The 11,897-nt window shown below is 65.3% G+C and carries 12 protein-coding genes and 1 pseudogene; 2 read left to right on the top strand and 11 right to left on the bottom strand.

Going from position 1 to position 11,897, the window contains the following annotated elements; genetic code table 11:
• Positions 1-4: 4 nt before the first annotated feature.
• The 3 genes and pseudogenes from PCE31107_RS12985 to PCE31107_RS23860 all read right to left on the bottom strand — a co-directional run.
• Complete coding sequence (locus PCE31107_RS12985) at positions 5-1,027, bottom strand: flippase-like domain-containing protein (RefSeq protein ID WP_150608889.1); 1,023 nt, start codon at positions 1,025-1,027, stop codon at positions 5-7.
• Positions 1,028-1,840: a HalD/BesD family halogenase gene (locus PCE31107_RS12980; protein WP_425494728.1), complete on the bottom strand. Its 813-nt coding sequence runs from the start codon at positions 1,838-1,840 to the stop codon at positions 1,028-1,030.
• A gap of 15 nt (positions 1,841-1,855) precedes the next feature.
• A pseudogene (locus tag PCE31107_RS23860) lies at positions 1,856-2,431 on the bottom strand (CDP-alcohol phosphatidyltransferase family protein); the annotation flags it as partial.
• Between the two features lie 461 nt (positions 2,432-2,892).
• Here PCE31107_RS23860 and PCE31107_RS12975 point away from each other — a divergent pair.
• Positions 2,893-3,648, top strand: coding sequence for an SDR family oxidoreductase (locus tag PCE31107_RS12975; RefSeq protein ID WP_150608887.1), 756 nt, complete (start codon positions 2,893-2,895; stop codon positions 3,646-3,648).
• Positions 3,649-3,772: 124 nt separating this feature from the next.
• Here PCE31107_RS12975 and PCE31107_RS12970 read toward each other — a convergent pair whose 3' ends face one another.
• From PCE31107_RS12970 to PCE31107_RS12940, 7 genes are all read right to left on the bottom strand, one after another.
• Complete coding sequence (locus tag PCE31107_RS12970; RefSeq protein WP_130025332.1) at positions 3,773-4,120, bottom strand: hypothetical protein; 348 nt, start codon at positions 4,118-4,120, stop codon at positions 3,773-3,775.
• A gap of 157 nt (positions 4,121-4,277) precedes the next feature.
• On the bottom strand, positions 4,278-4,628 hold the full coding sequence (locus tag PCE31107_RS12965) for a cupin domain-containing protein (RefSeq protein WP_130025333.1): 351 nt from the start codon (positions 4,626-4,628) through the stop codon (positions 4,278-4,280).
• Positions 4,629-4,686: 58 nt separating this feature from the next.
• The gene (locus PCE31107_RS12960; protein ID WP_150608885.1) at positions 4,687-5,526 is read right to left on the bottom strand and encodes a siderophore-interacting protein; all 840 of its coding nucleotides are present in this window, start codon (positions 5,524-5,526) and stop codon (positions 4,687-4,689) included.
• Positions 5,526-6,173, bottom strand: coding sequence for a PadR family transcriptional regulator (locus PCE31107_RS12955; protein WP_150608883.1), 648 nt, complete (start codon positions 6,171-6,173; stop codon positions 5,526-5,528). Before PCE31107_RS12955 ends, PCE31107_RS12960 begins: the two co-directional genes overlap by 1 nt.
• A 288-nt stretch (positions 6,174-6,461) precedes the next feature.
• Entirely contained in the window at positions 6,462-7,259 is a 798-nt protein-coding gene (locus tag PCE31107_RS12950; RefSeq protein WP_130027766.1) for a transporter substrate-binding domain-containing protein, read from the bottom strand.
• Between the two features lie 479 nt (positions 7,260-7,738).
• A complete protein-coding gene (locus PCE31107_RS23930) occupies positions 7,739-8,209 on the bottom strand; it encodes an HU family DNA-binding protein (protein WP_017233739.1) in 471 nt (156 codons plus the stop codon).
• A 311-nt stretch (positions 8,210-8,520) separates the two neighbouring features.
• On the bottom strand, positions 8,521-9,432 hold the full coding sequence (locus PCE31107_RS12940) for a hypothetical protein (RefSeq protein ID WP_150608881.1): 912 nt from the start codon (positions 9,430-9,432) through the stop codon (positions 8,521-8,523).
• A gap of 248 nt (positions 9,433-9,680) precedes the next feature.
• Between PCE31107_RS12940 and PCE31107_RS12935 the strand changes: the two genes are divergently transcribed.
• Positions 9,681-11,048, top strand: a complete 1,368-nt coding sequence (locus PCE31107_RS12935; RefSeq protein WP_217425200.1) for a sugar MFS transporter — start codon at positions 9,681-9,683, stop codon at positions 11,046-11,048.
• On the opposite strand, the gene pagP is transcribed toward PCE31107_RS12935, so the two are convergent.
• Positions 11,024-11,686, bottom strand: coding sequence for a lipid IV(A) palmitoyltransferase PagP (gene pagP, locus PCE31107_RS12930; RefSeq protein ID WP_150608879.1), 663 nt, complete (start codon positions 11,684-11,686; stop codon positions 11,024-11,026). The genes PCE31107_RS12935 and pagP overlap by 25 nt on opposite strands.
• Between the last annotated feature and the right edge of the window lie 211 nt (positions 11,687-11,897).

Genomic DNA, 11,897 nt, shown 5'->3' with positions numbered 1-11,897 from the left:
TTCTTTAAAGCGGTGCGGTATCGGTGGCGGCAGGCAGCGACGCGCTGTCTTGCGCGGCCCGCTGACGGCGCCAGCCGCGTTCGGAGAAATGCAGATAGACGAGGCCGGGCACGCCGAGCAGCAGCTCGCGCGTACGCTTGGCCAGCGAGAGGGCCAGCGCGGCGTCGGCCGGCAGACCCACGAGCGGGGCGAGCAGCAGGTACCCGCCTTCCTGCACGCCGAGTGAGCCCGGCACGAAGAACGCGGCGCCGCGAATGGCCTGCCCGAGGCTTTCGAGCAGCAGGGCGTCGACCCAGCTTACCGGGTACCCGATGCACTGCAGAATCAACCAGACCTCCCCGGTGCCGACGATCCAGCCCACGAGACTGAGCGAGAAGCTTGCGAGCACCTCACGGCGCTGGCCGTACATGCGTTGCACGATGTCGTCGACGGCGTCGGCCCGGTCGAGCAGCGACGACCAGTCGCGCTTGGACGACAGCTTCGAGAGCAGGCGAAACGCCCAGCCGAAGAGGCCGCGCCGCTGCGCCGCGTAAAACGCATAGAGCAGAGCGGAGATAAGCGCGGTGGCGAGCAGCATCGGCAGCCATAGGCTGTCATCGGAGCGGTGCGTGGCGCTGATGCCGAAAACGGCCAGTCCCAGGAGCGCAAACACAATCTGCGCCACGGCTTGCAGCGTCGTACTGACCGTGATGGCCGCCGCGGCTTCGCGCCCGGCCATTCCGCGCTGCTTCATCTGGCGCACCATCGCGATCGGCCCGCCGATCTGTCCGGCGGGCAACAGGCTGTTGACCGACTCGCCCACCCAGCGGGTGAGCGTGGCGCGGCGCAGCGAGCACGATTTGGCGACCAGCACCTGGATGGCGGCGGCGTCGAGCAGCAGCGGCACGAGGTGAAACGCGGCGACAGGCAGGAGGCCCCAGCCGGCGACGGCCAGCGTGGACATCACCGATCCCGTGCCCTGCCAGATCAACAGGGCGACGAAAAGGGCGAAGCCAAGGGTGAGAGAGACGATGGCAGTCCGGTTCATTTAGCGTTTCGTCCGTCCCAATAGCTGACGAAACACTTGCCGGAATCCAAAATAGGCGACCGCGTCTTTCATGTTCGAGATGAAGCGCTGCCACGCGCCCATGCGCGCGTCGGTCACGTACTCGAACGTGAGCGAGATGCGCTCCTCGTTCTCGCCGAGCGGTGTGATGCGGTGATGCAGTTTGTCGCCGTCGAAGAACACCAGCGCGCCCGGCGGATACGCGACGGCACCATCGACTTGCGGCACGCCGGGGTTGCGCGTGTGAAGACGGTATTCGAGCAGGCAGCTCGATTGATCCACTACACCCAGCAACAGCGTGTAGCGGCGGCCCTTGTAGTAGGACGTGTCGTAATGCCAGCCGATGTGATCGCCAGGACGCGTGTAGTAGTAAAGCGCATAGGCGTGCGGGTCGTCCTGCGGCGACGGCAGCAGCTTCTCGCCAGCCAGACGCTCCAGGAAGCGCATCAGCGCCGGCGAGCGGTACAACTCGGCCACGAACGGGGCGTGCTCGTCGAGCGTGTGGCGGCTCACGCTGCCCCCCTGCTTGTGACCGGGCAGGTAGTTACGGTTCACGTTCGGTGTCACCGCGCGGGCGGCAGCGATCAACGGTTGCATGACGGCGTCGGGCAGGAACGTCTCGAGATAGACGAAGGCGTCCTGCGATTTGAATTCGCGCGTGAGCGCGTCGACGTCGATGACGTCCAGCGCCCGTTCGATGTCGGCATCTGCCGTGAAAGCCGTGCGCGCTGGCGGCGCGGCCGGCTCCGCAGCGCCTGCCGGGGCGGCAGCCGACCGTTGGAGCGCATCGCTCATCTCCACCGGCAGCGGGCGGCGCATTGCGCGCACGTAGTCGACGATGACCAGCAGCGCGAAGAGCGGCGCGCCGATGGCAGCGGCGATCAGGAAGCCGCGCGTGCCGTCGAACAGCGTGACGAGCGGCATCAGGTAAAGCACGTCTTCCGTCTCGAACCCGCCGACGCGCGCTTGTGTCGTGCCGGCCTTGCCGACACGTTCCTCGATGCGCATGCGCAGGAAGAAGATCAGGGCGACGGCAACCCCGGCCATCCAGCCGAGCACCGAGGCAGACAGTGGCAGCGGCACGGCATATTGCCCCGGGGCACCGGCCGCCACGCCCATGCCGATACCGCCAAACAGCAGCACCGTGACGAAGGCGTCGGACGCGAGATCGTAGAAGTGACCGAGACGGCTCGTCTTGCCGCTGACGCGCGCCAGTTCGCCATCCGTATGATCGATGAAGTTCGACAGGACGAGCAGCACGGCGCCCAGGTTGGCCATCGCATAGCCGCCCTGCGCGAATGCCCACGCGCAGGCGAGGCCGACGATCAGGCGCAGCGTCGTGAGGTGGTTCGGCGTGACCCGCGTGTCGACCAGCGGCGTCACCATCCAGCGCGCAAGCCGCGCATCGTATTGGCGCGGGCGCGGTGGCACCGGGCGTGCGGTTTTGCTTGTGGCTGGCGCAACATCCGGCGCCGGAATAGTTCTCGGTATCGTTTCCATGAGGGGGAAATATATACCCATAAGGCGGTACCGTGCAGCGCAGGCAACGCGCTGGACCGACCGCGACAACCATGGCGATTCAGGACACCGACGCGTGCGCAATGCTTGCACTGCCCCTGCTTACCGAGCGTTGCGCGCGTCTCACCGAATGCGTTTCTACACTTGCAATCACCGGCGCATTTTGATTGTGATTATATTCCGCAATACCTCATTTCGCATTTCAGGCAGCGGGCGTCGGGTCGACGGAAAATCGACGTGTCGTCGGGATAGCGGGGCCGGGACGATGCGCGGATAATGACGGGCTTGTTCGTCTCATGCTGCGGCTTAATACGACCGCACAATTCCCCATGTCCCAAACGATTGCCATTCTGACCGGCGCATCCCGTGGTCTCGGCGCGGCGCTCGCGCGCGGTCTGCTCGCCCCCGGCACCCATCTCGTGACGCTGGCCCGTCGCACGGACGACGACCTTGCGGCGCTGGCCAGCGCGCAAGGCGCGACGCTTGAACAAGTGGCCGTCGATCTGGCCGATGCCAATGCCGCAGCGCAGGTCGCCGAGCGCATCTTCGCGGCACTCCCGCGCGATGCCTCGCGATACCTGCTGATCAATAATGCGGGCACGGTCAATCCGGTCGCGAATGCCGCGGCCCTCACGGACCCGGCGGCCATTGGCGCGGCCTTCGCCCTGAACGTCACCGCCGTCATGCTGCTCACGGCGTGCTTTCTCGCCGCTACGCAGGGACTCGCGGCCAAGCGACAGATCGTGAACATTTCGTCGGGTGCAGGCCGCAATCCGACCGCCGGCTGGTCGGTGTACTGCGCCACCAAGGCCGCACTGGACATGTACACGCGGGTGGTCAACGCGGAGCATCGCGAGCACGGCGTTCAGGCCGTATCGCTCGCGCCCGGTGTGGTCGATACCGGCATGCAAGAGACGATTCGCGGTAGCAGCGTGGAGAGTTTTCCGGCGCTGGCGCGTTTTCAGGACCTCAAGGCCAGCGGCAAGCTGTCGTCGCCGGATGCGGTGGCGCAGCGCATTCTGGCGCTGACCGAGCGCGACGATTTCGGTCAGACTGAAATCGACGACATCCGCCACTACGCCTGATCCGACCCGACAGTCGTACACGCCTGCTGTCGCGGCTAGGCTGGCAAGCACGGAAGAAAGCACCGGGCGGCGTTTCGCCGGCCGGTGCCATCCCATCGCCGAAGACGTCGGCGCGTCGTGCGGCCTACTGCTCGGTACTGGTGATGAAGACGCTGCCGTTGCGCTCCGGTGCGTACAGAATCAGCGTTGGCGCATGAATGTCGAAGGCACGTTCACACGCCTCCCCAAATGAATCGAACTGCACGGCCCAAGCACCGTTACGCACATAGCAGTGCGTGATGGTGTCGGTGCGCCGATCGAATTCCTGACCGAGAAACACACCCTGCGTGTAACACCAGACGACAAACCCGTGAAAGTCGGCCTGCTCTGGTGCCCGAAACACGCGCCAGCGAGCATCATCGCGCGCCGCCTGACGCGCCGTCGCGCCCGCTGCCCAACGCTCGAAGCCGTCGTGTCGTTTGCGTTGCTCCATGTCGTCGTACCCCCTTTTGGGTGAACCGCCCTTCGGGTGCCGAGATTCGACATCCCCGGGACGCGTTTCCATAGTCGGAATTTGTTCCAGGCATTTCTATCAGGCAATTCCGAAAGACGGCAGGGAATTTCTCCAAAGGGGAACGCGGCGGACGTCGTCAATCGTAGTGAATCGCCAGCCAGACGGTGGTTTCGCCCGGTGTCGTCCAGGCGACACGATGCTGGCGATGCGCGGCAATCGCGACGGCGTCGCCGGGCTTCAGTACGAGTGTCTGCCCGGGCGTGTCGGCGAAGGCCAAGCCCGCACCGCCCGTGAGCAGCACGACCCATTCGTGCTGCGCCTGGTCGTACCAGAAGCCTGGGGGAGACGCCTGTCCGGTCGAGACGATGCGCTCGACACGCATCCCGGGGTGCGCAAGCAGCGTAGTGAACTGCTCGGCTGCGGCCGGGTCCGGAGGCGACGGCAGGCCGGCAAATAGATTCGTATCGGGTAGCAGGGGCGTATTCATCGGTGCCGAGCGTTCTCTCGTCTGCGGGGGATAGAAAGCATACACGCGGCCTCCGAGCTCAGTCGTCCAGCGTCTCGTGCACGGCGGCGTCGCCGCGTCGCCAGTAGGCGGCCGCCTTCACCCATTTCGGGTTGAGCCCGCGCGCGTCGACGAGATGGCGACGCACGGCCTTCGCCACGCCGGCCTCGGCCGCGACCCAGGCATGCACATCCCCAGCGGGTAGCGTGGCCACGCAGAGCGCGTCGATCAGCGCGGTGCTTTGACCGGCCGGCGTGCCTTCGCGATAGAGCCATTCGACCACGACGTCGGCATCGCTGGCGAAGCGCAGGCGGTCGGCTGGACTGTCGATTTCGGCGAAGACGAACGCCAGTGCGCCGGCCGGCAATTCGGCCAGACGCCGCGAGATCGCGGGCAGCGCCGTGTCGTCGCCGATCAGGACATAGCCGTCAAAGGTCGTGGGAATGACGAGCGAGCCGCGTGGACCGCCCACACCGATGCCGTCACCCGGTTGAGCCGAGCGCGCCCACTGCGTGGCGGGGCCGGAGTCGTGCATCGCAAAATCGATTACCAGGGTTTGCGACGCCGCGTCGTACCGGCGCGGCGTGTAATCGCGCATCAGTCGTGGTGCGTCGCCGGGCGCGGGCTCGGCGACCCCTTGCGCGCCGGGCTGCGGGAGCACCAGTTCGCCGGTCGCCGGGTCGGGGAAGAACAGTTTGACGTGGTCATCGAAGCCGGGGCTGGTGAAGCCTTCGAGATCGTCGCCACCCAGGGTCACGCGCAGCATGTGCGGCGTGAGCTGTTCGACGTGACGGACTTCCAGCCGACGCAGGCGAAGTTCGTGGCGCACGCGTTGCGGTGTGCGATCGGGGATGACGGGCGGTGCTGCGTTATCTCTCATCAAAGTCGCTCCAGTTGTTGCGCCGCCGCGTCGAGAATGGCGGCGAATGCGTTGGCCTGCTCGGTCGAGAGCGGCTCGCCGCCCAGGCGCAGATGCACGGCGTATTTGAAGTTGTGCAGCGCGCGCATGACCTGCGGCGGCATGTCTTCCGAACGCTCACGGCGCGTAGTCAGCCGTGCGAGCAGTTCCGTGACCGCGACCTCGTTTTCCGCCAGATAGACGCGGCCGGTATCGGTGATTTCGTAAGACTTCCGTTGGCTGTCGCCCGTGTTCTCCTGCACACGGAGATAGCCCATTTCTTCGAGCAGCGTGAGCGTCGGGTAGACCACACCCGCGCTCGGGCTGTACGTGCCGTTCACACTCTCCTCGATGGCTTTGATGAGTTCGTAACCGTGGCGGGGTTGCTGCGCGATCAGGTGCAGCAGCACGAGCCGCAAGCCCCCATGACCGAAGAGGCGGCCGCCGCCACGTCCGCCCCTGCCGCCGCGTTCGCCGCGCCCTTCGTCGCCGCGTCCGAAGCGGGCGTCACCGTATCCCTCGCCACTGCCGCGCCGTCCATGGCGCCCACCGCGCCGGTCGTCGCCAACCTCCATGTTGTCCAGGTCCAGCGGGCCTCGGCCCATGAAATCGCCACGTGATCCACGCATGATGCGACTCCTTATCGATGTAGTTAAGACGTGTTTACGATATATCTAAATTGCATCGAAAGCAAAGCTATTTTTGTGAAGATCACGTCGGAAGGGCGGGGGATGACCGTGGGGCGGGGGACGGCAGGGAATTACGGAGTATTACGGGAGGGCTTCGCGAGGTGCGGAGATTGGATCGAAATGTGCATTTCGATAGGTTGGCGCCGTGCCGGAGTCGGCACGGGCGCGGTCGGACAATTGCTGGGGAAGCAAGCGCCCCAGCGCGCTCAGCGCCGGGGGCGGCGGTGCTTATGGCATGTGCGGCAGATCGGTGCCGAGCCACTTGCGATAGCGCTTGTTCAGCTCGCCGTTGGCTGTATTGCGCGTGACGAAGTCGTTGATCGCCGCGAGCAGTTCCGGCTGATTGGGACGCAAGGCGATGCCCATCGCCTGCTGCAGCAAATTGAACTTCGGCTCGAACTGGCCCGGTGCTCGCTGACGAATCGCGTTCGCGACCGTCACCGAGCAACCGATGGCATCGACCTGCCCGGTGAGCAGCGCCTGCATCGCGGACGCGTCATCGTCGAATCGACGGATCTCGGTGCCTTCGGGCGCCGTCTTCGTAACGGCCATGTCCTGGGTACTCGCCCGCGCGACGCTCACTCGCAAGCCCTTCAGATCGGCGGCGGACTTGATGGGCGCGCCGGTCTTGCCGAGCAGCACGATGGTCGCGGCGGCGTAGGGTTTGGAGAACTGCACCTGCTTGGCGCGCTCCGGCGTGATGGCGAGCGACGCGACCAGCACATCGACCTTGCCGCTGAGCAGATAGGGAATCCGGTTCGGTCCCGTCACCGGCATGATGTTGACCTTGACCCCCAGATCCTTCGCCAGCAGTTTTGCCACGTCGGCGTCGTAGCCGTCAGGCTGCATCTGCGCGTTCGTCGTGCCGTACGGCGGAAAGTCGATGAGCATGCCGACGTTGAGCGTGCCCTTCTTCCTGATGTCGGCCACAGTTTGCGCGTGGGCAGGCGTGGAAAACAGCGTCAGGGTGCTCGTGAGCAGGCCGCCCAGGGTGCCGCCGAGCGATCCGACGAAACCGGCCGGCATGGCCGCCACGCCGAGCGCGGTGAGAAAGCCGCGACGCGAGCGAAGGTCGGGGGTGACGGGAACGTTTGGCCGGCTGGCCGGATGCGTAAAGGAATGGGAATGCCGAACTTGCGCAGGGTGACGCGATAACTTGCGAGTCATGCTGGGTCTCCTGAGGCTGCGAAGGCGTTACCAGAATGCTGAGGTCGGGTGCGAGGCGAACGTCTCGCGGCCGTCTGACGGTTAACCCGAGCGATGGTAGCGGGCGGTACAAGACGCGTCCACTCCGCACAAACCCCAGCGAAAACCCTGAGTCCCGCACGAGCGGCGCCGTGTCGAGACAGTGATGAGGACGACGAAATCAGTGTCTCGGCGTGCACGAGACGGGAAGATGAAGACGAAAAAAACGGTGCCGAAATTCGGCACCGTGTTCAGGCACTGCTTGCCCGGTCCTGGCAAATCGCGCTGTCGTGGATGCCACGGCGGCGCGAGCGCTGGACTTACTGGGCGGCGTCCTTGACCTTCTTCAGCGGGCGAACCTTCACGCGCACCGACGCCGGCTTGGCGGGGAACCAGCGCTCTTGGCCCGTGAACGGGTCCTTGCCGAAACGCTTCGCCTTGGCGGCGATTTGTTGCGACGTGACCTTGAACAGGCCGTGCAGCGTGAATTCGCCAACACCCTTCTTGTGCAGCGAGCTGACGATGGTGTTCTCGAGCGCGGCCAGCACTGCCTTGACTTCCTTCACGGCGACTGCCGATTGCTCGGCGAGGTGGGCTGCGAGCTGGGTCTTGTTGAGTGCGTCCTTGATCGGCGACACCTTGCCGTTGGCGGCTGCCTTCGGAGCGGCCTTCACGGCTGCCTTCGGGGCGGCCTTCGGTGCTGCCTTTTTCGCTACCGGCGCCTTCTTCGCTGCCGGGGCTTTCTTTGCCACAGGGGCCTTCTTTGCTGCTGCTTTCTTTGCCGTTGCCATATCGATCCAATCGATGAGAATAAGAAAGTGCCGTCGTAGAACGGCCACCCGAATGATACGTATTGCTGCGCCGACGATTCTACCTAAGAAATCGCGTTGTGCGAGCCGTGCGCGAATTATGTTGCGTGCCTGCCGCACAAGGCTGAGCGGGGAAGCGCGCCGCATTTCGCTTCGTTTCATCGACAACGTGGCGATCCGTCCTCGCGTTGGAGAATTTGCCTCTCGAATTTCGTGCGGCCTTCGGCACTTTTTTTGCGCGATTTTGGTGCGCATGCCTCGCGCCGCCGTCGACGTCGATGGCCCGCAAAGCCTTAAAAACGCTGCATTTCGCAGGTTTCGCAGCGACCGTCGCCGTTGCACCAGGCATCGGTCAGCGTGGTGCCATTCGCGCCGAACGTGATGTCGTGCTTCGCGCCGTAGCTGCCGGCGAGTTGCAGACGGTCGCCCGACAGTGTGCCCTGCACCGTGGTGTGAACGTTCGGCTCGACATCGTCGACACTGCCCGTGACCTGCGCGCCATTGAGCGCGAGCGCCATCAGACGCGTCATCGGCGAGCCCCAAGGCTTCCACCACGGCGGCGCATTCGTGCACAGACCGCGCCAGTGCCCGGACGGATTCACCACGAGCAAGGGGGCGGCTGCGCCCGGTTGCGCCGCTGTGCCCGACGGCATCGGCGGCGTGTACACGGTCGTGGAGGTCGTGGTGTCAGTCGTAGCGGTAGTCGCAGTCGAGGCGGCAGTGGTCACTGTGCCAGCGCTGCCGGCGGGCGCCGCGCTGTAGGTGCCGGGGGCGCCGTCGACACGGGCCATACCGGGAGACAGGCCGTCGTTCGGCACCGGTGCCGATGCCGCCGCGCACACATGACACGACAGGTGCGACACGCTGTTGCGCGTCAGCGCACGCGTGGCGTAGAGGCGCTGGCCGCCTGCGGCGCCGTCGGGCAGCACCGTGACGTACGGCGTGTCGTCTAGCCGGTAATCGACCTTGGCGCACGACGGGGCGTCCGTTTGCAGCATGACGTCGGCGGAGAAGGCGCCGTTGACCGCACGTATCGGAATCACCGACACGGAGGCCGAACAGTCGGCGACGACCTGGGCACAGTCACACGCGGCGGCCGGCGCACGCGATGCGCCGCCGGACTGCGCGTACCCCTGGCCGGCGAGGCCGAATATGCCCGCGACGAGCCACGCCGTCGCGATGCTCATGGAAGCCAAACCCCGCATGATGTTTCTCCGAATGTGGCGGCAATCGTTATGCCGCGGATAGTCGATCAAAAGTTGTCGGCTGACAAGTGTCGAAAGTCGCGAAACGTAGGGGGACTCGGAGACGCGAAGCCGCATCACATGCCATCCCGGTGTTGCGCAATTATGAGATTTCGCCCGTGTCCCGACATCGAGAACGCGTTCTAGACTGCTAATGCCCGGCCCCCGCTCTCAACGAGAACACCGCTCGTTGTCCACTGGAGACATGCATGGTTGTCGATCGCACGAATGCCCCTGGTCTGCCTGATATTCCCTCGCCCAACGAATTCCCCGCCGCCCCTATGCCTTCCGCGAATCGCGTGCTGGCCATGCTCGCGACGCTCTTCTTCGCCATGGGGCTCATTACGTCGCTGAACGACATTCTGGTGCCTCACTTCAAGGCCGCGTTCGACCTGACCTTTCGCGACGCGGCCCTGATTCAATCGAGTTTCTTCGCCGCGTATTTCGTCGTGTCGTACCCGGCGGGGCAATACACCGCACGCGTCGGTTACCGTCGCGCGCTGGCCAGTTCGTTGTGGTTGGCCGGCGTCGGCTGCGCGCTGTTCTTCCCTGCCGCCGCACTCATGTCCTATCCCTGCTTTCTCGCCGCGCTTTTTGTGTTGGCGAGTGGTATCACGTTGCTGCAAGTCGCGGTGAACGCCTACGTCGAGACGTTGGGCACGCGCGGGGCGGCGGCGAGCCGGCTCACGTTGGTGCAGGCGTTCAATTCGCTGGGCACCACCGTCGGACCGCCGCTCGCCGCGCTCTGGATCCTCGCGCCGCAGGCGCAGTCCGCAACCGGCCACGCCGTAGACAGTGTGCGCGGCCCCTATGGCCTGCTGGCGGCGGTGCTGGCCATCGGCGGCGGGGTGCTCTGGCGGCTGACGCCGCCGGAACACCGTGCGCGCCGCGTGTCGCCACCGAGCGTGCTCGGCAACGTGCGCAGTCTGTTGTCACACCGTCCCTTGCGTTACGGCATCGTGGCGCTGTTTCTTTATGTTGGCGCGGAAGTCAGTATCGGCAGTTTCCTGATCGCCTATCTGACACAAGCGGGCACGGGCATCGTCGACCATGCGCAGGCAAGCCGGTATCTGGCGCTGTATTGGGGTGGAGCGATGGCGGGGCGATTCGTGGGCGCGTGGCTGTTGCGCAAGGTGTCGCCCGGGCGGCTGCTGAGTCTTTGCGCGATCTACAACGTGGTGCTGATTCTCGCGTCGCTCGCGCTGCCAGCGTCGTTGGCGATGGCGGCGCTGCTGGCGTGCGGCCTCGGCAACGCCATCATGTTTCCGACGATCTTCTCGCTGTCGGTGGGCGGACTGGGGGCGCGTGTAAGCGAGGGGGGCGGGCTGATCTGCATGGCAATCGTCGGCGGGGCCGTATTGCCCTATCTGCAGGGGGCGCTGGCCGATGGTGTGGGGATCGCGCTGTCGTTCCTCGTGCCTGCGCTGGCGTACGGCTACATCGCGGGGTTCGGGGCATGGTGCACACGCACCGCGCCCGAATCTGCTGCCGGCGATCACGATGAGGCGGCGCTCGGGCCGGTGAACGCGAGCGGCCGGTCAACGTCCGACGATCAACCCGGCTTGCCGAACGTATAACGACCGAAGAAGAACAGCACGTTGCCGTTGCCCTTGCCGCCGGGCACATAGGTGGTCGAGACCGAGGCGCGCCCCACGCCGATTTCGGCGAGGGGCAGCGCGCCGGGGAAAGGCACGCCGCCGAGCGTGTCCGAGCGCGACATCAGAAAGACCGTATAGCCGAGCCCGAAACGCACGGGCCCGGCGTTGGCGATGTTCCAGATGCGGCCGTAGCCGGCCATCGGCGACCAGTCGTTATGCGAGTCCTTGAACGCCATGGCGTACAGCATTCGCGACCCCTTATCGCCGTCGGACAACACACGTCCGTAGCCGAGTCCCCACGGGTTTTCGTTGTACTGGGCGATCTTTTCGCTCGTGTAGGCGAAGCGCAGGTGATGGGTATGCAGCGGTACGTAGAGGTCGCTCGCACCTTGCGTGGCAACGTCGCGCACTTCATCGACGATGGCGCCGGTCCACGTCGAGATGCCACTCGGGGCGTCGTCGGCATGGGCTGCCAGCGGTGACAACAACGTCAACGCCGCACCCAGCGCGACAAACGTGTGGCGGCCAGACGAGGGAGAAATTCTTGAGGGCGAGGCAGGCGGTGCGAGTCGAATCGATGGCGCGAGCCGCCCGGTGCGTCGGGGGTTCGTATTCATGGTTGAGCTTGTCGTGTTGCAAGAAACGTGTCGATCACGGTCGTCGGCATGGTGCCGGCAAACGGCACGCCGCGAGCTTGGGACGTCGCCCCGACGCGCTTCGTGACCGGCATTCCAATCTTTCTAGACCTCGTCGCCGTTGCAAAAGTTCGAATGGCCGATTTTTCGCGTAACGGCCCAAGCCCGAAGCACGGGCTGATCGAACCTGACG

Source organism: Pandoraea cepalis, assembly GCF_902459625.1.
GTDB classification, from domain to species: Bacteria; Pseudomonadota; Gammaproteobacteria; order Burkholderiales; family Burkholderiaceae; genus Pandoraea; species Pandoraea cepalis.
The sequence above is the reverse complement of the archived record's forward strand: the minus strand, read 5'-3'. Positions and strand labels throughout refer to the sequence as shown.